Genomic DNA, 26,073 nt, shown 5'->3' with positions numbered 1-26,073 from the left:
AATAAAAATAAATCTCATTCTCTTTTGAAATTTTGCAGTTTGCCGCTGTAGTAGTCAAGTATCCTAATCAGCTAATGCACTTACCCACTCAGGCAGATGATCGGTGCTTATCTGCAAACCGGACTTAACCATTAACTTATTTATTTTTAATAAGTTAATTAACTAAACCTACCGCGCTATCTGCCCTTCTTTGCCCCTTATTTTTCTGTAGTGAATATCTCCTGTTTTTCGTTTACTACTACGTAAGCTCATGTTTGAATGATTATCAATTACAAATCCGAAGCCGCACACTACGGTTAACGGATCGCGCTTTATCCATCAGCAATAACCATAAAAAAACGTTCACGCCTGCCGGTAACGCAGGCACGCTTCGGGAAAGAAGAAGACATGGCAGATTTAACAGGTTGTTATTTCGGGCAAAAAGGGCGCACGCGCCTCTCTGCGCTGATTTTAGGTGCGCTCGTTTCACCGCTCACGCACGCAGCAGATAACAAAGAGGGCGACACCGTAACGGTGGTGGCAGATGCCGCCGCCGATAAACCGGCCACCTCCGGGTATCAGCCGCTTAACTCCTCCACCGCCACCCTGACCTCGATGCCGCTGCTGGATATTCCGCAAGTGGTGAATACCGTTAGCGACCAGGTGCTGGAAGATCAACACGCCACCACGCTTGATGAAGCGCTCTATAACGTCAGTAACGTTGTGCAGACCAACACGCTCGGCGGCACGCAGGATGCGTTTGTGCGCCGTGGTTTTGGTGCCAATCGTGACGGCTCGGTGATGACCAACGGCCTGCGCACCGTGGTGCCGCGCAGTTTTAACGCCGATGTCTCCAGGGTGGAAGTGCTGAAAGGCCCGGCTTCAACGCTGTATGGCATTCTCGATCCCGGCGGGCTTATCAACGTGGTGACCAAACGCCCGGAGACCACTTTTGGTGGCTCTGTTTCCGCCACCTCCAGCAGCTTTGGCGGCGGCACCGGTGAGTTTGACGTTACCGGCCCGATCGAAGGCACGCGGCTGGCCTGGCGCCTGATCGGCGAATACCAGAACGAAGATTACTGGCGTAATTTCGGCAAGCAGAAAAGCACCTTTATCGCCCCCTCGCTGAGCTGGTTTGGCGATAACGCGACGATCAACGTGCTCTACTCCCATCGTGACTATCAGATGCCGTTCGATCGCGGCACGATCTTCGATCTTGCGACCAAACAGCCGGTCAATGTCGACCGTAAAACCCGTTTTGATGAGCCGTTTAATATTACTGACGGTGAATCTGACATCGCGCAGCTCAACGCCGAATACCGCTTTAACAGCCAGTGGACCGGAAAGCTGGAGTACGGTTTCAGCCAGGATAAATACAGCGATAACCAGTCGCGGGTGATGGCCTATAACGCCGCCACCGGCGGGCTGACGCGCCGGGTGGATGCCACGCAGGGATCGACCCAGCGCATGCACACCACGCGCGCCGATCTGCAGGGTAACGTAACCCTCGGCGGCTTTTATAACGAGATCCTCACCGGCGTCGCGTATGAAAATTACGATCTGCTGCGCACCGATATGATCCGCTGTAAAAACGTGAAAGATTTCAATATCTACAACCCGAGCTACGGTCGTGCCAGCAAATGTACAACCGTCTCGGCTTCCGACAGCGATCAGCGCATCCAGCAAGAGAGCTACTCGGCGTATGCGCAGGATGCGCTCTATCTGACGGACAACTGGATCGCCGTCGCCGGGATGCGCTACCAGTATTACACCCAGTATGCGGGCAAAGGGCGTCCGTTTAAGGTCAACACCGACAGTAGCGATGAGCAGTGGACGCCGAAGTTTGGCCTCGTTTATAAACTCACGCCGTCGATCTCGCTGTTCGGTAACGTGGCAAAAGCCTTTATGCCGCAGTCGTCGATTGCCAGTTATATCGGCGACCTGCCGCCAGAAACATCGACATCCTATGAAGTGGGTGCCAAATTTGACCTGTTCGACGGTGTTACCGCCAACATCACGGCGTTTGATATTCACAAACGTAACGTGCTGTATAACGAAATCATCGGCGATGAAACGGTAGCGAAAACCGCCGGGCGCGTGCGCTCCCAGGGTGTTGAGATGGATCTGGCAGGTGCGCTGACGCCGAATATGAATGTGATTGCCAGCTACAGCTATACCGCGGCGAAAGTGCTGGAAGATCCGGACTACGCTGGTAAACCGCTGCCGAACGTGCCGCGTCACACCGGTTCGCTGTTTCTGACCTATGACATTCACAATGTTTTTGCCGGAAATACGCTGACCCTCGGCGGCGGCGGGCACGGCGTCAGCCGCCGCTCGGCCACCAACGGCGCGGATTATTACCTGCCGGGCTATGTCGTCGCGGATGCCTTTGCCGCTTATAAAATGCAGCTGCGCTACCCGGTGACGCTGCAGCTGAACCTGAAAAACCTGTTTGATAAGACCTATTACACCTCATCGATGGGCACCAATAATTTGGGTAACCAGATTGGCGATCCGCGTGAAGTGCAGTTCACGGTGAAGATGGATTTTTGATCTTCAACAAAAGAGGAAAAAACACCCTGCATTATGCGGTTTTTTTGCTGAATATTTACTACATCCTCAATCGTTCAGCTACCGGCATGCTGCGTTAAACCATATCCGCATGCCGCCTCAGAATTTTCCCAGCCGTTGAATGCTGTTTTCATGCTTGATTTTGAAAAATATTTTGTCAGGATAGATAACATATCTCAGCCCTACGATCAGAAGCTCTATCTGAGGGCGGTAGCATAGCTTTGTCAGAGAAAGCGACTGCTTGATGAGGTCTGTTCAATTATAAGCAATGTGTCTAAAATATTATTAAGAGAGCACAGATGACAATACAGTCCATCGAAATAACTAATCTTTTATCCTTTGACTCATTAAAAATCGATAAAATAAAGGACATTAATTGCATTGTTGGAAAGAATAATGCAGGAAAGTCAAATCTGTTAAAATTAATTAAGTTTTTCTATGACGCCTTAAACGGTAAGGAAAGTCTGCCGCCAAAACTGCATTCTAACTATTCTTACAAAGGTAATATTACACTTATTTACGACACAACCAGAATTTATAGAATAGCCAGAAGAAACGCCGGGAACAGATATTTCAACTATATTTTGAGGAAACTTATCCCTGTCCATAGGAGGGGTTTTTTAAGCACCAACAGTTACAATAAAAACCCAACATCATTTACACTCACCCTGCATATCTATAATAACAACTCGATAGCCTGATCGACCAAAGATAAGCAAACACGTGATTTAATTTTATACCTTTACCCTTTCTTTTATATCGAACCGCGACATATGAACCTTCACAACTGGGAAAGTTTATGGGATCTAGTCGCACGTATAAAATCATTTAATCTATCGAAAATAAATGATAATGCAGTAATAAAGTTTTTCGACAAGGCCATAAACACAGACTCTGAAAATTCTTACAAAAAATATATAGATGAGTTGAGCCAGATCCTCAAGACACAGAAAAGCACCCAAAAAGAGAAAATACTATCCTATATCAAATCGGGCCTAAAAGGATATAAATTCGAAATAGAAGAGAATGAATTAATTTACCAATCTGACGGAACGAATTCGTTTCACTTTATAAAAACATTCCTTAACATCCTAATAACCATATCAAAGAGAGAATATATAACTCCATTTGTGTTTATTGATGAACCAGAATTAGGTTTGCATCCAAAGATGAATGAGACATTAATTAAAGAAATCTACCACTCTTACGCTTACCAGGCTATTAGCAGTAAAACACCCAAACCTAAAATAATTATGTCGACACATTCGTCGAATATTGTAAAAGAGATCATAAAAAGCTTCCGCGATAAACAGTCTGTGTTATTGTTTCAAAAAAAAAGACAAAGCACCACCCGTGTCGATTATCTCAAATCGAATTTCGACAACGAAAGTTTCATTAATATTTTTAGCGATAACGAAGCCAGGCTTTATTTCAGCAAATTCATACTATTCGTAGAAGGGGAAACGGAACAAGAGGTATTCGGCAATGCAAAATTAGCGCAACACTTTCTACACTTAAATGAAATAGATATTTATAAAAGTAGCAGCAATGTTATTGGTGAAAGGATCAATCCGTCTTACGCTAATAGCTCCATACCTTACTTATTTCTTTTTGATGCTGATAAAGCATGGAAAATCGTGGGAAAAACCGGCAACCACACTATCAACACAGAGAAAAATGGTAATTATTACAGCCTCAAAACTCCTGCTCTTGAGGACGATGCCAATAAATACTCTCTCGGTTATAATAAAAAATACATGGAAATTGCAGAAAATATAAAGTCCATCATCGCCATTATTGATACTAAAATATCAATAAATGATACAACGCAGCAGTTTTCTAATGAATATATCATGGAGAGATTTCGTTCATCTATAAAAAAATATCTTCTTCTCAAAAATTGCTATATTAATCAAAACACTTTCGAAGGTTGCCTTATTAATATGAATTCCGCACCGATCTTCTATAAATGGCTTGAGATAGAACGAGGTGTAGATATAAAAAAAATAAAAAGATACGTCAACAGTAGCAAGGGTTTAAATCAACGAATGTTACTCACCTTCTTCCGTGTAATTTTTAATGGAAAAACTGACGCACTATGGGATTACAGTGCATTTAATCTTGAAGAATATAAAAAGGCAATTCAATCCGGGTCAGCGCTTCCTGAAAAATTACTACGAACAAGCCTGAAAGCCAAAAAATTTATGGCCTATGTAGAAAATAACTCTCTCAGAAGCAAGTCTTTGAAGAAAACAGACGGCTGGACAACCAGTTTTCTCAATTTTGCTATTGATTCAATGGAAGATCAAAGTAAACGACAAAAAAAATCTTTTGTTAGTTTATTCAAATTTTACTTTCCTGAATTTTATGATATAATCCAGAGGCTTCAACCCGATAGTTAATGGGAGATATAAGCTTCGGTTTATATCTGAGGGCTGGACCCTCCCGTCGTTTGACATAGCCCACGAGTGACTAGTTGGCATCACGTGTGATTAGTCTCTGGAAGGCACACCTGCGGTGTAACGTTGTTCTTTGTATCGGGTTGAAGCAACTAATGAAATTAATTACTAATGAAGTTTTCAGCAAAACTATTCTTAAAGGTAAATCTGAGTTATTTGATACCTTCACCCCTCTGTCAACCGAACGTCAGATAGGCAAAGAGGTTTGTTGCATAATACCAGACTCAACAGATCATAAGGTAATAAACAACTCCTTAACCAAAATTGTTTTCTCTCGTATACCATTGAATAATTCTGCCTATGGCTTTGTACCAAACAGATCTTACTTGGATTTTTTGACACCGCATGTCAAGAATTACTATTTCTTGAGGCTGGATATAAAAAAATTCTTTTACAGCATTGATATCTCCTTGATTAAGAAATTGGTCCAAAGCTTATTTAGCCAAGATAAGGAAGGGAAAAAACACTCTCCTTATGATGTTGTCATGGAAGCGATAACACACAAAACCTCATCTGACTTCCCGATAGCAGAAATCAGAAACCGACAAGTTCTCCCCATCGGCTACCCATCTTCACCAGTAATATCAAATATTCTATTCAGGCCAATTGATATTTTAATCCAGAAATACTGTGAAGGAAAAAAAATAACGTATACCCGCTACGCTGATGACATGTTATTTTCTGGCAATACCAAAAGAATATTACACGGAGAAAATTTTGAAACAGAAATATCAATTTTATTAGCCACTATCGGCTTGAAAATAAACAATAAAAAGACTATTGCGTGTGAAAACACTATATCGCTCAATGGATACGTAATTCAAAACATCAAGCCAACTGTTAACGAGTTTCTCTCTCAATATTACGAGACCTCTATAGGTCACATTCACATATCGAATAAAAAGACACAGTTAATATGCAAAGTAATACACTCTCTGAGAAAAAAAGAAAGTCCGGAAAATATTATGGCGACACATTTCGGGAAAACATATAACAAACACAAATTTAAATATACCAAAGATTATAGCTTCTATATAAAATATGCTGACATGCAACTGCAAAACAAATTAAAAGGTTATCGATCATTTTTAATATCATTAATTAAGCATAATAAGAAAAACAATTGCATTAGCGACAAAAACATCGAAAAATATAGTAATTTAGCGAGAGAGATTGAGCGCCATATAAAAAATTAGGAAATATTTAGCTTATATTTTAGGCCTCCGTAATAACGCCCGATGGAGCGAAGCACATTGGGCTACTCATCTCCATGCAGCCGCTTAATACCCTCTAAACCCCGATTCATTAAACAGTCACCTGCACGCCATGCTTTTGCAGCATTGGTTTCACACAATGCCCGCTTTCGAAACCCGTGACGTTTTTTTCAGGCAACTATGAAAAAGTACTGGCTTCCCTGGCTTATCCTCTCGCCGTCGCTGCTCTTCCTGGCGCTGTTCACCTACTTTCCCCTGCTGCGCTCGGTCTACGACAGCCTGTTCGATACGCGCATGGCGAGCGACAACCCGCCCTTTGTCGGCGCGGCTAACTTTACGCGCCTGCTGGAGGACAGCGTCTTCTGGCAATCGCTGCTCAATAACCTGCTCTATATCCTGCTGACGGTGATCCCGGGCGTCACGCTGGCGCTGCTGCTGGCCGTCGCGCTGTGGGAAAACCACCGCGTAAACCGCTGGCTGCGCACAGCTTTTTTCTTCCCGATGATTATCCCGATGGTGAGCGCCGCCGCGCTGTGGCTGTTTATCTTTATGCCCGGCCTCGGCATGCTCGATCACTATCTGGCCATCCTTTTTGGCCCGATGAATAACAACTGGCTCGGTCGCAGCAACAGCGCGCTGTTTGCGCTGGCGCTGATTGGCGTATGGAAATTCGCTGGCTACTACATGCTCTTTTTCCTCGCCGGTTTGCAGGGCATTCCCGCTTCCACGCGTGAAGCGGCGGTGATGGAAGGCGCAACGCCGACCCAGGTTTTCTTCAAAGTCACGCTGCCGCTGCTGCGCCCGACCCTGAGCTTTGTGCTCACCACGGCGCTGATCTACTCCGTAACGCAGATCGATCACGTTGCGGTGATGACCCACGGCGGGCCGGATAACGCCACCACCGTGCTGCTCTACTACATCCAGAATCTCGCCTGGGAGACGCACGATCTCGGTAAAGCGTCGGCGGCCACCTTTCTAACGCTGGTCGGCCTGTTCATCTTTTCGCTGGTTAACCTGAAATTACTGGAAAGAGGAGCGCACTATGAGCGTTGAGATCTCACCTGCCCTCAATTCGACGGCTGCCGTAGCCCGCCCGCGCTGGCTGCGCCTGCGTCACTCCCGTTCGTTTACCCTCGCGCTGCTGATGAGCTGCCTGGCGCTGCTGTGGGTCAGCCCGTTTATCTGGATGCTGTCGTCCGCTTTCAGCACCACCACCTTCGGCGAAGAGATGGCCTCAATTCTGCCGCGCTTCCCGCTGACGCTGGATAACTTCCGCGAGGCGTGGAACAGCGCCGACTGGCTGAGCCTCTATGGCAACACGCTGATTTTCGCCTTCGGCACCTTCTTCGTGCAGCTTTTTACCATCACGACCGCCGGGTATGTCTTCGCCTGCCACGAGTTTCGCGGCAAGCAGACGCTGTTCGTCCTCTTTCTGGTGCAGCTGATGATCATGCCGGTGGTGATGATGATCCCCAATATGCTGACGCTGAAAACCTTCGGCCTGCTCAATACCTTAACCGGCGTGATGATGCCCTACTTCACTTCGGCGTTTGGCGTGTTCCTGATGCGCCAGGCCTTTCTCGCTATCCCGAAAGAGATCGAAGAGGCGGCGCTGATGGAGGGCTGCCGCTGGTGGCAGGTGCTGTTCCGCGTGATGTTGCCGATGTCGTGGCCGTCGCTGCTCGCCTTCGCCACCGTCAGCATTACCTATCACTGGAACGAGTATTTATGGCCGCTGATGATGCTCAACGATCCCGACAAGCAGGTGCTGACGGTCGGGCTGGTCTCCTTCGCCATGGGCGCGGAGTCCGGCGGGCAGTGGGGGGTGATCAGCGCCGGGACGCTGATGGTCTGCCTGCCGCTGATGATCGCCTTTATCGCGTTCCAGAAACAGTTTCTTCGAAGCTTTGGCTTCTCCGGCATTAAATAAGGAGTGCAGTGATGTTTTTAGCGCAAATTTCCGACACCCACTTTCGTAGCCAGCATGAGAAGCTGTACGGGTTTATAGACGTCAATGCCGGTAACGCCGATGTGGTGTGCCAGCTAAACGCCCTGCGCGAGCGCCCGGATGCGGTGGTCATCAGCGGCGATATCGTCAACTGCGGCCAGCCTGAAGAGTACCGCGTGGCGCGCCAGGTGCTCGGCAGCCTCGATTACCCGCTGTTTGTTATTCCCGGCAATCACGACGACAAAGCGCACTTTCTTGAGTATATGCACCCGCTCTGCCCGCAGCTGGGCAGCGATCCGCACAATATGCGTTACGCGATTGATGAGTTCCCCACCCGTCTGCTGTTTATTGACTCCAGCCTCGCCGGGGAGTCAAAAGGCTGGCTAACGCCGGAGACGCTGAACTGGCTGGAAGCGCAGCTTACGCAGAGTAATGATCGGCCTACCGCTCTGTTTATGCACCACCCGCCGCTGCCGCTCGGCAATGCGCAGATGGATCGCATCGCCTGTGAAAATGGCCATCTGCTGTTAAATCTGATTGAGCGTTTCCCGGCGCTGACGCGCATCTTCTGCGGCCATAACCACAGCCTGACCATGACCCAGTATCGCCAGGCGACGATTGCCACCATTCCCGCCACCGTGCACCAGGTGCCGTACTGCCACGAAGATACCCGCCCCTATTACGACATGTCGCCGCCCGCCTGCCTGATGCACCGCCAGATTGGCGAACAGTGGGTCAGCTACCTGCATTCGCTCTCGCACTACCCTGGCCCGTGGCTCTACAACCCGCAGATCAGCTGCCCGGTGGATGAGCGCTAAGAACATGTTAAGACTCAATCAGGTAAGTAAAAGTTTTGAGGGCAATGCGGCACTGAACGCGGTCTCGCTGGAGATTGCCGACGGTGAATTTGTCGTGCTGGTCGGCCCGTCCGGCTGCGGCAAAAGCACGCTGCTGCGGCTGATCGCCGGATTAGAGAGCGTCAGCAGCGGGGAGATCTGGCTCGATAATCAGGAGATCACTACTCTTTCGCCGCGCGATCGCAACTTTGCGATGATCTTCCAGAACTACGCCCTCTTTCCGCATCTTTCAGTGCGCGACAACATCACCTTCGGCATGAAGGTGCGTAACGAAGAGCGAGCAAGCTGGCAGCCGCGGCTGGAGCGCGTGGCGCAGATGCTGGAACTCGATACGCTGCTGGAGAGAAAACCGGCGAAGCTCTCCGGCGGCCAGCGTCAGCGCGTGGCGATGGCGCGCGCCATCGTGCGCAACCCGAAGCTCTTTTTAATGGATGAACCGCTCTCCAACCTCGATGCCCGCCTGCGCAGCGACGTGCGCGACAGCATTATGGCGATGCACCAGCAGTTGCAGATAAGCACCATCTACGTCACCCACGATCAGACCGAAGCGATGTCGATGGCCGACCGCATCGTGGTGATGAATGGCGGGCATGTGCAGCAGGTGGGCCGCCCGGAAGAGCTGTATGCGCACCCGGTGAACCTGTTTGTCGCTGGCTTTATCGGCTCACCGGCGATGAACCTGCAACGGCTGCCCTGTGCCGGGGACGATGTGCTGCTGGGCGAGCAGCGCCTGCCGCTGCCGGCTCACGCCCGAAATCATGATGAGGTATGGCTCGGCATTCGCCCGGAACATATCACCGATGTGCCAGAAGCAGGCAATCTTATGCTGCCTGCCACCGTCACCCAGCGCGAACTGATGGGCGCCGATTACCAGCTGCATGTCACCACGCCCATCGGCAACCTGCGCTATATCCGCCGTCACCGGGGCGATGTTCCCAACAAAGGGGACACGCTCAGCGTCGGTTTTTCACCGTTTGATTGCCACCTTTTTGCTGCCGATACGCAGCGTAATTTACACCAGGAGAGAGACCATGCATAAGCTAATGCGAGCGCTTACTTACGGTATAACCCTTGCGATAAGTGCCAGTGCGGCGGCGCAGGAGAAGATCGACTTTATGTTTCCGGCACCGGTCGATGGCAAGCTGACGATGGAGATGACGCGCATCATCAAAGCCTTCAACGACTCGCAAAAAGAGGTTGAGGTACGCGGCATTTTTACCGGCAACTACGACACCACCAAAATGAAAGCCGAGTCCGCGCAAAAGGCGGGCCAGCCGCCTGCGCTGGTGATTATGTCCGCCAACTTCACCACCGATCTGGCGTTAAAAGATGAAATCCTGCCGATGGATGAGCTGTTTAAATATGGTGATAAAAAAGCGGGCGATTTCCTGCAAAGCGCTTTCTGGCCGGCGATGCAGAAGAATGCGCAGGTGATGGGCGTCACTTATGCCATTCCGTTCCACAACTCGACGCCAATCCTCTACTACAACAAAACGCTGTTTGCGCAGGCGCGCATCACGCAGCCGCCGCAGGACTGGAAAACGCTGCTGGAGGATGCGAAAAAACTGACGGATCAGAGCAAAGGCCAGTGGGGCATTATGCTCCCCTCGACCAATGACGATTACGGCGGCTGGATCTTTTCCTCGCTGGTACGCGCCAACGGCGGCAACTACTTCAATGAGAACTTCCCCGGCGAGGTCTATTACAACGCGCCGACAACCATTGGCGCGCTGCGCTTCTGGCAGGATCTGATCTACAAAGAGAAAGTGATGCCCTCCGGCGTGCTGAACTCCAAACAGATCAGCGCCGCCTTCTTCTCCGGCAAGGTGGGGATGACGATGCTGAGCACCGGCGCGCTTGGCTTTATGCGTGAAAACAGCAAAGGGTTTGAGCTGGGCGTAGCGATGATGCCTGCCCAGCTGCAGCGCGCGGTGCCGATTGGCGGCGCCAGCCTGGTGAGCTTTAAAGGCATCTCCGACGCGCAGAAAAAAGCGGCTTATACGTTTATGACCTACCTCATTAGCCCCGAGGTCAATGGCGCATGGAGCCGCTTTACCGGCTACTTCTCGCCGCTGAAAGCGACCTACGACACGCCGGAGATGAAGGCTTATCTCAAGCAGGATCCGCGCGCGGCGATTGCGCTGGAGCAGTTACAGTATGCGCACCCGTGGTACTCCACTTATGAAACCGTCGCCGTGCGCAAAGCGATGGAGAACCAGCTCGCCGCGGTAGTGAACGATGAGAAAGTGACGCCGGAAGCAGCGGCCGCCGCCGCACAAAAAGAGGCGGATACGTTGATGAAGCCCTATGTCGATAAAACGGCGCTACAGCCGGTGAAATAAGGGATTTACAGGCCCGCAGGGAAGCGGGGGAAGGTTTGCTCCAGTAAGCACTCACTAACGTAGCAGTATCATGCTTAGCGTCGCCTCGCGGGTTTGCGCATCGTAATGGAGTGAAAAAGTATCTGCTGCGGGGTTGTCAGGTTTTCGCCACTCTTCTGCACGGGTTATCGGATGCGGATCGCGCTCATAGCCGAGGGTTTGAATGTACTGCCGCAGCGCCTCGATACTCTCTTTGCTGGCATTCTCAAAAATAATGCTGTTGATGGAGGGATAACCGTCACCATTATGAAATTCCAGATGATACGTCGTGGTGATACGCGGAGCCTGCGCAATCGCCTTTTCGGTCAACGTGTTGTAATCCCAAAGATTACGCTCGGTGTAGACCGTCGTTTCCCCCAGCCCGGAGAGCATCAGCCAGAGCAGAAAGAAGAGCACCAGCGCGAGGGAAACCACAAACAGGCTGCCCCACTTCACTATGCGAAAGAGTAACGCGGTGGCTGCGTGGGGCTTTTGCATCATTATTTTTTATCCTGCACCGTAGTTTGACGCTCCAGTCTTACCTACTCTTCGCGCGCCATAATCTTTTCGATATAAGCCTCAAGCTGATGACGCTGCAGATAGGTTTTCACCTGACGCTCCCAGCCGGAGCCATCGCCGAGCACCGCGCGGCTGTGCGTCGGGGCATAGAGATAACGTGTGTCGTAGAGGTTCATCAGCGACTGGTTCATCGCATCGATATTGGCCGGGGTTTTCTTGCTCTTCTCTTGCTGGATAGCCAGCGAATGCAGGACTTTTTCGCGCGACGCTTCATCGGGCGTCCACGACTGCTCACTCAGTTCGCTCAGCACCAGAAACTGCGGCTGATACTCTTCTGCCAGCGCGGCCTGTAACCGGTCATGACCGTCGAGGATGACGAACGACGCCAGCCCGGCGATATACCACACCAGAATCGGCGGCAGCGCGTTTTCGCGGCACTTCTTGCGCCACCACTTCACGCGGCCGGACCCGGCATCCACCGGATAGCGGCTGAGCAGCAGATGACCGCCCCACCACCAGTCAACCCACTTCACCTTCTCCGGGTTTTGCAGATCGGGAAAATCTTCGCTGTAGAGCGACCAGTTCACGCCGATATAGGTGCTGTGGTCGGGCGTATCAAAACGCCACTCTTCGCGCGGCACTTTGCGATCGCACACATAGGGTGCCTTCGGCCTGGCTGCCAACATCGGGCGCAGCAGCCAGCGGCGCGGCGGCAACAGTGGAACGGGCGCTTCCATCAATTCACGGGCAAAGTAGCGGCACCAGTGGCTGATCCAGTTCTCTTCGCCCGCCCGTTTGGCGCTTTCTACGTCCGCCGAGCTGATGGCAGGCAGCAGCAGATCCTGGCCGGGGTGCTCGGCGTTAAACACCAGCCAGACGCCGGAGTGGTCGTTTAGCATCGTCGCCCAGAAGAGGGGTTCGCCATTGACCTGCAGGGCCATGCGGCCGTTGTTGCCGCTCTGCATCTCCATCGCCTGGCCGTTGCCTTCGCGCACCACCAGCTCCAGCCCCTGCCAGCGATCCTGACGGTCGAGCAGATCTTTCCACCAGTACTCACTCATCCTCTTCTCCTTACGACGTGACCCGCAGAGTGTAAGGCAAAGTTGCCGCAGGGATAACTACCAGAATGTCTTAAACCATGGCTGAGATTAAAGGAAAGGGATCGCCTGCCGTTTATTACTTCTCATTACTTTGTGAAAGGAACCACAATGTTACATGCCATTTTGAACAGCAAAGCGCGGCGCGTGGATGTGAGCGATAAGGCTGCACAAAGCTGGCGGTCGGTATTTCAAAACTATGAAGATCTCTTAACCGCCGCTTTCTGGGGGCGAATAAGCTATCTCTCCCAGGAAGCCATACAGGCTTTACTCTCCTCCCTGCTCGCTACCGATACAGGCCCATGGGGAAAGTTTGAATCCCTTACGTTCTGGCCCAAATATCCCTTTCCTGATGTGCTGGATAGCGCTGTCGCGCCGTGGATCAATGAGCATGATAAGTATGCCGAGCCCGATGTTGTCCTGACCTTCGAACACGCCACGCTGATTGTGGAAGTCAAACCGCCAGAGGGTGGTCAGCAGTACCAACAGCAGTGGTGTAAGGAGATCTACGCGTGGAAAAACAGTGAAGAGGCCCAGCAGGCGCTGCATTTTCTGGCGATCGGCAACTTACCGAAGCATGCTAACGCTCTGTTTTGCGATTTGAAGCGTCTCTTTGATGGCGTGTCGTTTTACGGCTTAGAGTGGCGCGAGGTTCGCGCCAAAATGGAACACCCCGCCAGCGGCTGGTCGACAGAGCAGGATCAACGCATTGTCGCCGATTGCCTGCGCGCCCTTGAGTTATATGGCATCCGCGCGCCGTTATTGCCGTGGCAGCCCTTTCTTTCGTCTCTTCATCACGCCGACCTGTCGGCTGGCTTCCCCTCTTTACAAGGAAAATCCTGATGTCCGATCCCTTTAGCGTCGTGCGCCAGGCGCACCGGATTTGTGCGGCCTACTATCAGCAGATGCTGCCACTCATCAATGAAACGGCCTATCGCCTTGGGGCAGAGTTTTTTCGCCGCGATCACTGGAGCTTCAGCCCACCGCCGCAGCGTAACAGCAACCCTTTTACCTGCTGGGAGTGGGATTTCCTGCCGCTGATGGATGCCGCCTTCGTTTTCGCTCACCAGCAGACCGCCAGCAAAATGGGGAGCGAGGATTTCGTTGTTGATTTCCGCCTGGTAACGGACAGCGAGCTGGCCTGGGAGCAGCGCAACGAACAGTATGGCGAAGATGAAAAACCGCTCGCCAGCGCATTGAAAACAGCACCAGAAAATGCAGAAAGCTTGCTTGAAATCTACCTCTTCGCCGCCTGTAAAAACGGAACCTACGATTCCCCTTACACGCTGTGGAACAGCTATCGCGGTTATCCAAAAACTGACGGTACGGTCACGCTTTCAGAGGATGAAGCCATCAAAGCGATCGGTTTCAGGGTTCACCTCCATGAGCTGGCGCATGAAGGTAGCGTTGACGAGCTTGTTAAACGCATCGAGGCTCATCTGGCACTACTGCGGGCGGATAAAACAGCATAATGCCCGCCAGCAGCGTAAAGGCGATCAGCGCTGGTGCAGCGCCGATCTGCGCGTAAAGCACGCCGAAAAGCATCGATCCGGCAACCTGCCCGGCAGCGAGCATAAAAAAGACCACGCCGACGCCGGATGCAGGCCTCTCTGGCGTGGCCTGCGCACCGCCAACCAGCAGCACGCCGGAAAGTGTAATGTAACCCGCCCCACAGAGCGCCACCGCCGGAAACAGCCAGCCGCTAAAGGTATGGCTGAAGGCAATTAGCATCAGCGGAGCGGCCATAAACAGTAGCGACAGGCGGTAAACCTGCCCCATGCCGATGAGGCGCGCAAGCGGCCCGGTAAGGACCCCGAGCATCCCCGCTGCACCGCATACCAGCCACAGCAGGCTTATCAGCGTATTCGCGACTTTCGCATGCTGGCGCAGCACCTCGGGGCCAAAACTCCACCACGCCGCGCTCGCCATACCGCTGATAAAGGCGACGATCGCAAGGTGCACCAGCGGACGAGTAAACAGCCCCCTCTGAGCGGATGGCTCAACCTGCTTCACCGCACCCGACGGCAGATAGCGCCACGCCGGCAGCAAGGTCAGCAGCGCAATCGCCGCGAACAGCACGCAGGCGTAGCGCCAGGGCAGAACAAGCAGCAGCGGCACAGAGAGGATAATTCCTGCGCCCGTACCGGCATTGATGATGGTGTTAACCTGCGTCTGGCGCTGCGCGGTGACAGCCTGGCTGACCGCCGCCGCCAGCGACGGTGAAGAGAGCCCGGCGCTGAAACCGGCAATCAGCAGCCCTGCTGCCAGCAATAGGGGCGAGGAAGCAGCGGCAAGCAGCAGCAAACCCGCCGCGGCACAGAGAGCGGAGATCACGCCTACCAACCTTGCGCCATAGCGCGTGCAGAGCCGGGATGCCACCGAGACCGACAGGCAGTAGGCGGCGAAACTGCAGGCAGAAAGCACGCCCGCCAGACGCGGGCTGAATGGCACCTCTTGCGAGACCGCGGGCAGCATCAATCCCCACGAGAAACGCGCCAGCCCGTAAGAGACGGCAATCAACAGAAAGCCCGTAACGGCGAGCGAAAGGGAGTTTTTCATGGCGTCTCCTGGTGGGCAATAAGCAGTGCCGCCGCATCACCGGCGCGCTGCGCGGCCTGAGCACCGACGATCAATGCCGAGGTGATAGCGCCTTCAAACAGCATCCATATCGCATCTGCCAGCGCGGCGTCGTGCACGCAGTCGGTGATGTAAGCGCGCAGCTGATAGCGAAAATCGAGCGCCAGCGCCGAGAGGCGAACACTCTCCTGCGCATACTCGCCCCAGGCTTTCAGAAAGAAGCAGCCGCCGGTGCCATGTGCCTCCATCCAGTCGCCGAGCACGGTGAAAAGCGTGTGAATGGCGAGCGGATCGTCAGGCGTTCGCAGGTCAGCAAAAAACCGCTGCTGACGCGCCTGCATCACCGCCTCGGTAAGCTGCTCGCGCGACGGAAAATAGCGATAAAGCGTGCGTGTGGAGACGCCCGCTTCGCGGCAGATGCGGTCGGTGCTGGTGGCGTGAAAGCCGTTGTCATAGAAGAGCCGCTCGGCGGCCTCGATGATATCTTTTCGTTTTTGCATAGTTAAAAAGTAAACCGATCGTTTTACTTCTGCAAAAAAATAGCGAAAAAAATAAGATTAATAATCTATTCAGCCGGAACGGTATCACCTGCAGCGCAGGTTTTTACCGCGGCGTTATTTACCGCGTGAAACATCCGAAAAGAAACCATTTGCCTTGAAGCACCCCTCCCCTTTGCTAATTCTTAAAAATCACCTTCGCACTCCGTTCGTTCCGCCACCTTTTTGAGCAACCACCGCTTTCATCTTTCAGGCGTAAGATAATGATTATCAGGGGCTTACTATGTCCGATTACGATATCCTTCCCAGAAATATGCCCGACACCACAAGCGAACTGGCCGATCGTTTTGATACCGCGCTGCCGGAGACAGCATTTAAAAATGATTATTCACAGCCTGCCGCTGATATTTATGAGCTTTTTCTGGACGACTCAGACGATATTACTCTCCAGTCATCAGGCCGCCCGGTTAATAATGGCACCCCGCCCGATGAAAATAAAAAACAGCAGCTGAGGGATGTTATTGAAGAGGCGTTAAATAAAAAACTGCCTCAGCTGATCGAATTCCACGCGAAGGGTTATAACGCGATCAGTCCGGACAGAAACGCGCTGCAGAACCTCCGGGAGATGCTGCAAAACGAGCGGCTGAATATTCCTGAAGCGCTGCGTAAACCCGCCCGGCGATTTGTCGACACGCTCAGTGCCGTTGTCAGCTCAGAAGAGGCGCTCTCTCCGGATCTGCTCCAGGCATCAGACGACGTTCTTCAGCATCTGCGCGCCGCGCTGGATGACCTCAGCGCCATCCGCAAAGTCAGCTCGCTGAACTGGGAGGAAGAGGCTGAGCAGACGGCGCGCGAAGCGCGCGGGCAGCTGGTCACCCGTGCGGCTGAGCAACTTTTTCCGCAGCAGGGCACAGAGCGCGAGAAAAGCCGGCAGAAACTCGACAGTATTCTGTTCTCACAAAGCAGTGCGCTCAGCGCGGAGTATAAAAAATTCAGTCTTTTAAAAGCCTCGCTGGTCGCGGAAAGCCGCCTGACCCGCCAGCGGCTGGCGGCCCATTTACAGTCCCGGGCAGACACCTTAATTCAGGGCGCGCGGGAAGCACGCCGCGCCGCACTGGATGTGCTGCTCACGGAGTCCGGTACCGGGCAGATGCACCCGGAGCAGCTGATGCACTGGAGCCAGGGCTATCAGCAGTATGCCCGTTATCTGCGGGCGGTTGATGCCCGGCCGGACGCCGGTGCGCTGACAGGCAATCCGCTGATTGCCGCCGTGTATGCAACCGCCCGCGGCGGCGGCTCCGCGCGCGCCAGGCTTGCCGGGAGCATGGTGCCGCTGGCGGATGCACTGGGCTCGGTTGCCGTGCGTCTTTTACAGGAAAAACAGCGCACAGAGCCTGCGCCAGCTGCCCCCCGGCCTGCGCAGAGGGAAGAGTCCGGGTTAACGGGCAAAATTAAAAAAGTGGTCTGGGACAGGGGGCGCAAAAAAGGGCGTGCGGTCAGGGCAACCTCTGTCTGGCTGGCGAAAACCTCCGGCAGCAAAGTCAGCCGGGCAGCGTCAAAAACGAAACATACCCTGCAACGAGCCCCTGCCCTCAGCGAAGGCACCCGCCAGGCCATCAGCAACACCGCCCTGCTTCTGCTTGATGAGATTCAGCAGGCAGAGCGGCGGCTCAGGCTCCTGCCGGGTTATGCCTGGGTACGCCAGGAGGCGGTACAGCAGCAGCAAAACGTCAGCCGCGAAATCACCGACGCGCGCGAGTCACCCCTGCTGGATACGCTTGTTTCGCAACGGATTAATGAGGAGACAGCCCGCTGGCAGCTGATCGCAGACAATGCCGCCAGGCAGATGGAGGCCCTGCTCTCTCCCCTCACCCGCCTTGCGGAAACAACCTGGTTCAACGACTTTTACTTTGCCCTGAGTGATGAGCTGCGGGCACACCCGGTGCCGGGAAGCGCTGAGGCGATTTCACGCATGGATGAAACGGTGATCCGGGCCGCCGAGCAGCTGGCCGGTCTCGGGCGTCAGCTGAACGCCGCCGCCGTGCGGCTGAGCGGCCACGGGCATGAGGGCGGAAAAGCACTGCAGGAGAAGGCCGGTGAGTGGCTGATGACGCTGAAAACCCTGAAGCACCAGGTCAAAACGCAGGCCATTCAGCTCACCGGCCATGCGCCGGATAACTTCTCCCGCAGCGGCATGCTGGCGCGCGGCATCGCGGAGTGGGCGCAGACGCTGCGCCAGGATTATCTTGCGGGCCTGGCGGGCGATGAGCGCACCCGCGCAAATGAACGCTTCGATCAATTATTCACTGAGCTGCTCAGTAAGCACCGCCAGCACTTTGCAGGGCCTGACGATCCGCAGGCAGAGGGCCTGCTGAAACGCGTCGCCATGGCGTTAAAGCATACCGCGGAAGGGACAACGGTCTACCCGCCGACGGCGGAGGAGATCCTCGCGGGCACCCGCAGTATCTCCGCGGATGTTCAGCACTGGGCGGAGAAAAAGATCCTCACCGGCGCGCTGTCAGCGGCGATGTCAGGCGGCCTGAAACTGCTGACCGGGCCGGTTTCCCTGCCCGTGCGCGTCGCCCTGCGCGGCGCAAGAACCGGCTGGACGCTGAACAAAAGCCTGAGGGCAATGAACCGCGTGCGGCTGGGGGAGGGGCCGCCGGGGCGCAGCGCACGGGACCGGCTTATCCATCAGGAGCTGTCGAAGCTGGCGTTCCGGCTGACGCTCTCGCTGTCACCCGCAGGCGGGTACGGCGTGGCCGCCACCGTCGTCGGCAGCCAGCTGATTAGGGGTAAAAAAACCTACGCCAGAGCGCTGACAAAAAAAGTAGTTGTCGACCTGCCGCAGGAAGCGCTGTGGTTCGGCCTCGCGTATGGCGGTTACGCCGGCGTTAACGCGGTGGTACGGGCCAGCGCGGAGCGTGCGATGCAGAAAGCCTGGGAGCAGGCGGCAAATGCGCGGCGCGAGAGAATTAACCGCATGCTGCAACAGTCCAGCATGGCGAATATTGAGGAAGAAGATGTTTCAGAGACAGAACAATCCATAGCTGAAACCGCAGACGATACTGCAGCTGAAGCCACCGCCGATGTAGTTATTGCGAGTAACAAGACGAATGAATCAACAACGTCGCAGAGCGAAACGCCTGCAGACGCTGGCACCGACCAGGCCAGAAACGATAAAAGAAAAGTGCCGTCATTATCCCGCAGCGGTCGGATAAAAAGATTCGCACCGGACAGTGGAACGCCCCGGACGGGCGTCGCGCTGAATACCACGCCGGATAAGGCGGATAATAAAATTATCTCCTCTCAGGTTTCCGGCAGTTTAAAAGGTCTCGTCGAGAACCTGGCTACCGGACGTGGCTTCCTGGACTCCGGCCTCAAAAATGGACACGAGGGAGCAGTTTATAATGCGGACGGCAACTTTTATATTTGTATAAATAAACAATACTGGCCCATTGATTTCAAAGAGAATCAGAAAGCGGTCATCACTTTAAATCCCTATAAAAGAGAGAGCGAAATAAAAATAGAGGTTCATCTCAAAAATAATACGTGGTCAGCAGCCGAAAATGACAATACAAAAAATAATTATCCCGCCCTTCCTGTTAAGCCTGGAAATCCGCAAGAGGAAAGTGCCGAATCCACTACAAATTCAGAAAAAGAGGTTAGCAAAAATGCTGACTCTTCAGCAGGATTATCTAACAGCACAGCAACACCTGAACTTTATAAAGAGGTTAAAAGCTGGTCAACCCATAGTGCTTTTTATTATAACAACATGACTGGCGGTAAAGAGTCGCAGATTTACACAGACAGTAAAAATCATAAAAACTATATTTATCTTAACGGTATTTATTGGCCAGTCATTATCACAGGAAGTTCAACAGCGGCTATCACCTTGAATTTTGATGACCCTCGGCAGAAAAAAGTCATCAACATAAGGAAAATCAATCAACAATGGGGGATAGCACCGTCATTTAACACACAACCCCTGACTATGAAAAACGCAGGTAATTTTAGCATTGAAGATTACATCAAGGTTTTTTTAGTGCTAATAACGCTGCTAAAGTTACATCCGAACAATTACAAAAATTAGATAACGGGTTATTCCTCGACAAATCCACGGGTCAGCATTATATACAGGTAAACGGATATTACTGGCATATCACATCTATTCTCCTTCGTGGTTCTGAAAAACTTAAAACCTGGAAAATACATGAAGCCGGCACGCGTGAGTATATTAACGTACATTATAATGAAACCACTGGCGTATGGATTCCCTTGCAAACAAAGGATAATGCGTATGATACAGACAACAGTATAACGCCTGCCACATTATCGACAGATTTAATTGGCGAGATGAAAAAATGGGATGTTGATTCGTCTGTGCGCCCTGCTGGCTCAGGACCAGGCGTAGAGGGCGTTGTATATCAAGATAAAACAGGCGAATATTATATCTATCTGCAAAATCGGTACTGGCATTTCAGCTGGATAACGCCAGATGCAGGAGGGGTAACCATCATTAGCGATGGTATTCGTAAGTTTTTCATTCTCCTCAAGGAGAACAGTCAATGGTACTATTTTGATGAAGAACTGATATCAGACGCATTCGATCTCGATACTCTTCTAAAAAGCATCGAGGATGCTAAGCTTGATAACGAAACGCAAGAAAAATTATATTCCATATTATGGCGAGATAATTTCACATCGCTGGATGACTTACTATATAACTTACAGAAAGCACTGGAGCAGGGATTTTATCGACTCTATGAAAAACCGGCTAGCGAAGCTCTCGTTAATATAATCTCCTTAAGTAATAAAGTATCAGAACTACAAAAATCCATTGCTTATTATAATCCTGATAAGGGTAGTAAAAAAGAAGAGTATAACTGGAATCAAAATCTACTCAATTTATATCGAGAAGAGTTCTCCAGCGATGCAGAAGAGAGTTCTTATTTATATGCCGCACGACAAGCTAAAGTTGCGGCTGATGAGGCCAGGAAAAAGATTACCCAACTCAGCACTGCGGCTATTGATCGACAGATTAAAGAACAATATGACGCCATCTCTGCCCGCATGAAAGATATATCTTACTGGCTTGATTTCCTTTTTGAGAGGCCATTATCAATTGATAAACCAATAGCCCAGGAGAATATAGACGCCCTTAAGCTAACAATTAATACGCACCAAACCAGAATCAAACAACTCAGTACCCTGAGGAAACAAACGCTCGATCGGAAAGCTGAATACCAAAAAGTCATAGACGACTATAACAAAAATTATCGTCTGGTAAATATCAGTATTGACTATGTGAAAAAAGCCCTTGCTGATAAGAAAAAACTAGCAGGATTTAATGATGATGTAAGCATAGCTGAAGAGTTACTAATTGATTTCACCTTACAGAAAATTGCCATAAGAAATTCCGCAACAGAGGCTTATACCCAAGTCGAACTCGATAAATTAAAAACATTGAACATTTCGCAAACGATGATAGCACAACTCATTGAGCGCCATACGCTGAGCCAGGAATTAATAGAACAAATCGAGCAGTCATCAATTCAGTGGCCGTCATTGAAAAATAGCTACCAGGATATAGAATGGAGCAATAAAGAAGCAGAGAGAATTTACCAGGAAAATTATCCAGAGGATGATGACTCTGAAGCTAATCACTTATTACCCCCTTTACTCTACTGGTTATTAAAAAACAACGGCAACTTTCGCACCCTAAAGTCGATGGATATAGATGATATTATTAATGTTTATTATTCCGATGCCTATTTATTGAACCCACTAAAGAAAATTAAGGAAATGCCAGAAGGGTATACCCCATTAGCACACATGTTAGGTAGCGAACACTTCAACTCTGATAGCGAGTATTATCAACAATTCGTCACCTACAAGGAAAAATACAGCAATTACGAGGCTAGCGAAAATACCAAAAACTTCCTCCTGTCATCCGATCTCTCTTTGAATGAGATCACATCTAAGGTAAAAAAACGCTTCTATTTTAACGTACTACAGTCAACTAATATTAATGATAAACATGACGGCGGAATGTTATTTATTGAACTGGAAGATGGCCGCTGGGTTTTCTTCTCTCTTTTCCCTGAATCTCTTTTTAGCCGGGTACTATCTCGTGAAGAGATGATGGGAAATATCTGGTTAAAAGCAATAGCTAACCTGACTCCGGAGAAAACACATTATCACGGGGTTGAGTCCGTTTTCCTCGAATCCTTCTTTCTTAAAAACTTTGAACCCAATAATAAAAACAAAAAGGCTGGCAAATACCACACTGTGGAAGCCAGAAAAAAGAAAGAGTACGAAGATTTAATCAAAAACATCTTATACAAGGATCGCGATGGTATCACCTATGACAATCCTTTTAAAGATCGCGCATATTATGGTTTGACCTATGATTTTTCACTTAACACTGAGCAACCACAAGAAACACTATTAGAAACCCTGAATAAAGCTTTTCATGATGTACTGAACCGCTCCGCCACAAATCGAAAAACGTCCTTATACCAGTCGTCACTATTTGAGAAAATCGCTAACATAGTCATTCCTTTTTATGCTGAGATACGTGGTTCAATAAATGACCCAGAGCACAAGGTTGATGCTACTTCAATTATTCTTGATGTCGTAAGCATTTGCTTTGTTGCTTCCCAGGCGGGAACTAAAACGGCTTCACTGCTTAAAAATGCAAAGGGGATGGGTAAAATAATTGGTGAAGGGAGAAAAATTGGGTTAGCAGGAAAGGGCTTGCAGAAATATGTAATTAAACAGATGGGCAAACAAGGCCTCATCAACGCATCGGGGCTCGCGAAAATCAGCGCCAATGCACTCATTGATCTTGTTTCACCTGTTACTTTAGGCGATTTATCAAAGATCTCTTTCACTAAAAAGAAACTTACCGCTGGCCTTAGCAATATCATTAACGCTGATTTCCATGGAGCAGTAAAGAGCAGAGGCATTCCTGATAAATACATAAACACAAGTATTTCGCTTGATGATTTGTCAAAGACTCATATACACGGCACTGACGTTTATACCAAACCAGCTGATAGTGTAATGAATGGGAATTATTTTATTAAATCTGATGGTAACCTTTACCAAATACGCTGGGATGATTATGCGCACACCTGGCGAACTGTTGACCCTAATAATCCAGGGCGTTTTAGTTATGGTGAACCGGTTATCTTAGAAGATGGCAACTGGGTAATAAATAAAAATTATGGTGGGTTACGTGGCGGTGAAATAAAGTACCCACTGGTTACTATGGGTGAGCAACCGATGAGAGAAGGATTAAAAGAGGAAAAAGTCTTTGAAAATATTATCAGTACTCCAGATGTTAATGCCGCAGCATATCTTGAAGAAATAAAAAAAACCGGCGGATTAAGTGGCGCAATATTATCCCCGTCTGAAAAATGTGAACTTGTTATTACAACCATGGCTACTTTTATGAAAAAAAAGGATTTTACAAACATCAGATGCCGGGGCATGGCTTTTTTTGTTAACGGCATGGATACTTCAGCAACCAATCATTTCGTGCTGATCGGTACAAAAAAAGGCAGAGATTACGCTTTTGATATTACTGCCGGACAGTTTAATGGACTCTATCCAGAGTTAAGCGGCCCAATCATTATGCCCGAGGAAATGTGGGCTCAAAAGTATGCCAATATTACGTCCGAAAGAAAGCTTATAAAATACGCTGATTATCCCCTGAACGAACTGCGTAAGGTAAAAATAGATTACGGGTCTTATAGTCCTTATCTCGTGCGCGGGCCCAATAGCCAACTGCCTAATGCATTGGTCCTCAAGCGACCTATCTGGTATTTTCCTAAAAAAAGTGTCGATGATGTTGCTGCCATCGCTAGCACCAATAAAAAAATGGCATTCGACACCATTGAGCAGGCCAATCCTGTACGCGAGGCGGCAAGGCGTAGCAGGTTAACAAGCCAGGCATCCGATATCAGTTGGGATTATGCGGTTACTCTTCTTGAGAATGCCGAACTTATAAGTAAAGGCCCGGCCATAACACTACGTACCGGCATACGTCAGGCAACAAAATACCAGCGCGCTAGCGCCTCCTCCCCAGGCAATGTGGATGGTCTCTTTGCAAGTAGTCACACCATCAATAGTCATGAGAATCTGCTTAACGTAAAACAGGGCGAAATATTGATGTTTATGGAGGTTGATCCTAATTTACCGGCCAAAGGACCGCGCCCGATCCATATTATGGTAAGCCTGGGTAATGGCCGCTTCGCCGGTGTGAAAAATAGCGTACTTAACAGCAGCCTCGGTGAGGGCAAACGAATATTAACCGCAGAACAGCTTGGCGAGTTTGTGAACGGGACGTTCAGGCGCAGGGGAAATGCTCAGTTACCAGACTTGCAGCTTATCGCGGGCAGACCGAAAGGGCTGCAGCTTGACTCCCCTTCATTAAAATCTCTTGCAGAAGATGCCCCGTTATCGGCAGCGAACAGCAGCGATATCGCCACCACTACCACTGAATTTCTCAGCAAATCAGGGGAGCTGGCAGAAGAGCAGGCCAGGGCTTTGAAAGATCTATTAACGCCCCTGTTATCCACTACCACCACTGGCGTTGTTCATCAGCCCGTAACCAACTTATTAACGAATGCCGTCCTGATTAAGAAAAAACAGCTGGCAAACGTGCCCAAAGGTCAATTGATCATTTTTGATAAGACATCCGATGCCTCATCGTCAAGACATGTCATGTACAGCCTGGGTAACGGTGAGTTTTTTATGGTCAACCCCGGACATCTGGATGCGGGTCTGCCAATCAATAAAGCTATTGTCAAAGCAGAACAGTTCTCCGATGAGATTTTTAAAAACCGCAAAGTCTATGCCGGTAATATCTCACCGACTAATCTTCGCATGAAGTCGCTGCTGGGACAGGACGCCAGTTTTGTCGTTAACGGCAATCAATTAATCATTACGGCACATGGTGCTGCATCGGGCGTTAATGCGATGGATGCCTCTGAGCTTGCAGAGGTGATTCGTGGCCTGGGGCTGCGTGAAACATCCAAAGTGGACTGGTCGAAAATAAAAGAAATCAGGCTTAACTCCTGTTTTAGCGCCTTTGGCTCGTTACCCACCGGCAAAGTTCTGGCGAATATCCTGAACAAAAAAGTGACGGCCTATCCTTTTTACTTCAGCGAAAGAATGCGTGATACCAGAAGCTTTTTTACCCGGGCCAGGACTTACCTCCCGGGTGACCTGACAACCATCGAAGTAGAGAAAATGATAAAACAGCAAAGCCGCAACCACGATTTGTGGGTCAGGCTACTGCGCCTACCGCGGAAAGCCCCGGCGAAGGGAGTGCCTCTTGTCACCAGTCGTTTTGATAATACGCTCGAGGATGTTGCAAAACTGGCAAATGGCGACACGACAGTCGGGCAATTCATGAAAGATTACCCTGAGTACAAAAGCGGGCTGTCCGTGACAGAGAATGAACTCAACACCCTCGTCGGAGAAACTATTCCTGATGATGAAACCTTTGCCATGCGTTGCTGGGATATTCTGATGGCCAGCACTTATACCGCGAATCTGGTGGATAAATATCTTGAAAGCCAGTCAGCGGATTGAGGTATCGCTCACTGAAAGATGCCCTGCGCTATCGATGGAAAGGGTAAATTGGGCAGTGATGAGGTAGGCATCACCTTTGACAGGTACAACGTTCCAGTAGTAAGCATATTTTTCCCCTGCCCTGAATGCAGTGCTAAACATGGGCAGGCAATCACCCGCAGCAATATAACGCGGCTTATCCGGGAAGAGTTCAAAACGCTTTCCTTCATCAGTACTGAAAATCTCAGCCGAGACCATCTTTTCGCCGGGTTTCATGATCGAGACTGCGCAAACTTCATGATTCATCAAAAATAGATTTGTCGGCACTTCTCGTGTCATTTTGTCAAGAAAACCGATGCAGCCAGATAGCATGCACACGCCCATCAATAGCAAACTTGCTCTCATCATCC

The 26,073-nt window shown here is 50.4% G+C and carries 17 protein-coding genes and 1 pseudogene; 13 read left to right on the top strand and 5 right to left on the bottom strand.

Annotation, left to right across the window (positions count from 1 at the left end):
- Positions 1-387: 387 nt before the first annotated feature.
- The 9 genes and pseudogenes from IAE50_RS05945 to IAE50_RS05910 all read left to right on the top strand — a co-directional run bounded on the left by IAE50_RS05945 (position 388) and on the right by IAE50_RS05910 (position 11,370).
- Positions 388-2,532 (top strand): TonB-dependent siderophore receptor, encoded by a 2,145-nt coding sequence (locus tag IAE50_RS05945; RefSeq protein WP_200579818.1) that lies wholly within the window; start codon positions 388-390, stop codon positions 2,530-2,532.
- A 317-nt stretch (positions 2,533-2,849) separates the two neighbouring features.
- On the top strand, positions 2,850-3,251 hold the full coding sequence (locus IAE50_RS25940) for an AAA family ATPase (RefSeq protein ID WP_234467122.1): 402 nt from the start codon (positions 2,850-2,852) through the stop codon (positions 3,249-3,251).
- A 12-nt stretch (positions 3,252-3,263) separates the two neighbouring features.
- Positions 3,264-4,952: pseudogene (locus tag IAE50_RS05940) on the top strand (retron Eco8 family effector endonuclease); the annotation flags it as partial.
- Positions 4,953-5,104: 152 nt separating this feature from the next.
- The gene (locus IAE50_RS05935; RefSeq protein ID WP_200579817.1) at positions 5,105-6,205 is read left to right on the top strand and encodes a reverse transcriptase family protein; all 1,101 of its coding nucleotides are present in this window, start codon (positions 5,105-5,107) and stop codon (positions 6,203-6,205) included.
- A 198-nt stretch (positions 6,206-6,403) separates the two neighbouring features.
- The gene (locus IAE50_RS05930; RefSeq protein WP_200579816.1) at positions 6,404-7,276 is read left to right on the top strand and encodes a carbohydrate ABC transporter permease; all 873 of its coding nucleotides are present in this window, start codon (positions 6,404-6,406) and stop codon (positions 7,274-7,276) included.
- Entirely contained in the window at positions 7,266-8,153 is an 888-nt protein-coding gene (locus IAE50_RS05925; protein ID WP_139568600.1) for a carbohydrate ABC transporter permease, read from the top strand. The genes IAE50_RS05930 and IAE50_RS05925 overlap by 11 nt, the downstream gene beginning before the upstream one ends.
- An 11-nt stretch (positions 8,154-8,164) precedes the next feature.
- Entirely contained in the window at positions 8,165-8,989 is an 825-nt protein-coding gene (locus tag IAE50_RS05920; RefSeq protein WP_200579815.1) for a phosphodiesterase, read from the top strand.
- 4 nt (positions 8,990-8,993) lie between these two features.
- The gene (locus IAE50_RS05915) at positions 8,994-10,067 is read left to right on the top strand and encodes an ABC transporter ATP-binding protein (protein WP_200579814.1); all 1,074 of its coding nucleotides are present in this window, start codon (positions 8,994-8,996) and stop codon (positions 10,065-10,067) included.
- A complete protein-coding gene (locus IAE50_RS05910) occupies positions 10,060-11,370 on the top strand; it encodes an ABC transporter substrate-binding protein (RefSeq protein WP_200579813.1) in 1,311 nt (436 codons plus the stop codon). The genes IAE50_RS05915 and IAE50_RS05910 overlap by 8 nt, the downstream gene beginning before the upstream one ends.
- A 54-nt stretch (positions 11,371-11,424) precedes the next feature.
- On the opposite strand, the gene IAE50_RS05905 is transcribed toward IAE50_RS05910, so the two are convergent.
- Together IAE50_RS05905 and IAE50_RS05900 are read right to left on the bottom strand one after the other, a co-directional pair.
- Positions 11,425-11,889: a hypothetical protein gene (locus tag IAE50_RS05905; RefSeq protein ID WP_200579812.1), complete on the bottom strand. Its 465-nt coding sequence runs from the start codon at positions 11,887-11,889 to the stop codon at positions 11,425-11,427.
- A gap of 41 nt (positions 11,890-11,930) precedes the next feature.
- Positions 11,931-12,968 carry a hypothetical protein gene (locus tag IAE50_RS05900; protein ID WP_200579811.1) on the bottom strand — a complete coding sequence of 346 codons (1,038 nt, stop codon included), beginning with the start codon at positions 12,966-12,968 and terminating at the stop codon, positions 11,931-11,933.
- Positions 12,969-13,115: 147 nt separating this feature from the next.
- Between IAE50_RS05900 and IAE50_RS05895 the strand changes: the two genes are divergently transcribed.
- Both IAE50_RS05895 and IAE50_RS05890 read left to right on the top strand, forming a co-directional pair.
- Positions 13,116-13,847, top strand: coding sequence for a hypothetical protein (locus tag IAE50_RS05895; RefSeq protein ID WP_200579810.1), 732 nt, complete (start codon positions 13,116-13,118; stop codon positions 13,845-13,847).
- Positions 13,847-14,476, top strand: a complete 630-nt coding sequence (locus IAE50_RS05890) for a hypothetical protein (RefSeq protein WP_200579809.1) — start codon at positions 13,847-13,849, stop codon at positions 14,474-14,476. The genes IAE50_RS05895 and IAE50_RS05890 overlap by 1 nt, the downstream gene beginning before the upstream one ends.
- Here the strand turns inward: IAE50_RS05890 and IAE50_RS05885 are convergent.
- Complete coding sequence (locus IAE50_RS05885) at positions 14,424-15,563, bottom strand: MFS transporter (protein ID WP_200579808.1); 1,140 nt, start codon at positions 15,561-15,563, stop codon at positions 14,424-14,426. The genes IAE50_RS05890 and IAE50_RS05885 overlap by 53 nt on opposite strands.
- On the bottom strand, positions 15,560-16,081 hold the full coding sequence (locus IAE50_RS05880) for a TetR/AcrR family transcriptional regulator (protein ID WP_200579807.1): 522 nt from the start codon (positions 16,079-16,081) through the stop codon (positions 15,560-15,562). Before IAE50_RS05880 ends, IAE50_RS05885 begins: the two co-directional genes overlap by 4 nt.
- Positions 16,082-16,361: 280 nt before the next feature.
- Between IAE50_RS05880 and IAE50_RS05875 the strand changes: the two genes are divergently transcribed.
- Both IAE50_RS05875 and IAE50_RS05870 read left to right on the top strand, forming a co-directional pair.
- Positions 16,362-20,171, top strand: a complete 3,810-nt coding sequence (locus tag IAE50_RS05875) for a hypothetical protein (RefSeq protein ID WP_200579806.1) — start codon at positions 16,362-16,364, stop codon at positions 20,169-20,171.
- A gap of 185 nt (positions 20,172-20,356) precedes the next feature.
- Entirely contained in the window at positions 20,357-25,684 is a 5,328-nt protein-coding gene (locus IAE50_RS05870) for a hypothetical protein (RefSeq protein WP_200579805.1), read from the top strand.
- Here the strand turns inward: IAE50_RS05870 and IAE50_RS05865 are convergent.
- On the bottom strand, positions 25,673-26,071 hold the full coding sequence (locus IAE50_RS05865) for a putative T6SS immunity periplasmic lipoprotein (RefSeq protein ID WP_200134098.1): 399 nt from the start codon (positions 26,069-26,071) through the stop codon (positions 25,673-25,675). The two genes, IAE50_RS05870 and IAE50_RS05865, sit on opposite strands and share 12 nt — an antisense overlap.
- Positions 26,072-26,073 lie beyond the last annotated feature (2 nt).

It is taken from the genome of Kosakonia sp. S42, from assembly GCF_016624785.1.
GTDB classification, from domain to species: domain Bacteria; phylum Pseudomonadota; class Gammaproteobacteria; order Enterobacterales; family Enterobacteriaceae; genus Kosakonia; species Kosakonia cowanii.
Note: the sequence above shows the minus strand (reverse complement) of the source record. Positions and strands in the feature narration are given on the sequence as shown.

Bases quoted from the DNA above. Each gene is read 5' to 3' on its own strand.
- IAE50_RS05945 (WP_200579818.1), top strand. From the start codon at position 388: ATGGCAGATTTAACAGGTTGTTATTTCGGGCAAAAAGGGCGCACGCGC.
- IAE50_RS25940 (WP_234467122.1), top strand. From the start codon at position 2,850: ATGACAATACAGTCCATCGAAATAACTAATCTTTTATCCTTTGACTCA.
- IAE50_RS05935 (WP_200579817.1), top strand. From the start codon at position 5,105: ATGAAATTAATTACTAATGAAGTTTTCAGCAAAACTATTCTTAAAGGT.
- IAE50_RS05930 (WP_200579816.1), top strand. From the start codon at position 6,404: ATGAAAAAGTACTGGCTTCCCTGGCTTATCCTCTCGCCGTCGCTGCTC.
- IAE50_RS05925 (WP_139568600.1), top strand. From the start codon at position 7,266: ATGAGCGTTGAGATCTCACCTGCCCTCAATTCGACGGCTGCCGTAGCC.
- IAE50_RS05920 (WP_200579815.1), top strand. From the start codon at position 8,165: ATGTTTTTAGCGCAAATTTCCGACACCCACTTTCGTAGCCAGCATGAG.
- IAE50_RS05915 (WP_200579814.1), top strand. From the start codon at position 8,994: ATGTTAAGACTCAATCAGGTAAGTAAAAGTTTTGAGGGCAATGCGGCA.
- IAE50_RS05910 (WP_200579813.1), top strand. From the start codon at position 10,060: ATGCATAAGCTAATGCGAGCGCTTACTTACGGTATAACCCTTGCGATA.
- IAE50_RS05905 (WP_200579812.1), bottom strand. From the start codon at position 11,889: ATGATGCAAAAGCCCCACGCAGCCACCGCGTTACTCTTTCGCATAGTG.
- IAE50_RS05900 (WP_200579811.1), bottom strand. From the start codon at position 12,968: ATGAGTGAGTACTGGTGGAAAGATCTGCTCGACCGTCAGGATCGCTGG.
- IAE50_RS05895 (WP_200579810.1), top strand. From the start codon at position 13,116: ATGTTACATGCCATTTTGAACAGCAAAGCGCGGCGCGTGGATGTGAGC.
- IAE50_RS05890 (WP_200579809.1), top strand. From the start codon at position 13,847: ATGTCCGATCCCTTTAGCGTCGTGCGCCAGGCGCACCGGATTTGTGCG.
- IAE50_RS05885 (WP_200579808.1), bottom strand. From the start codon at position 15,563: ATGAAAAACTCCCTTTCGCTCGCCGTTACGGGCTTTCTGTTGATTGCC.
- IAE50_RS05880 (WP_200579807.1), bottom strand. From the start codon at position 16,081: ATGCAAAAACGAAAAGATATCATCGAGGCCGCCGAGCGGCTCTTCTAT.
- IAE50_RS05875 (WP_200579806.1), top strand. From the start codon at position 16,362: ATGTCCGATTACGATATCCTTCCCAGAAATATGCCCGACACCACAAGC.
- IAE50_RS05865 (WP_200134098.1), bottom strand. From the start codon at position 26,071: ATGATGAGAGCAAGTTTGCTATTGATGGGCGTGTGCATGCTATCTGGC.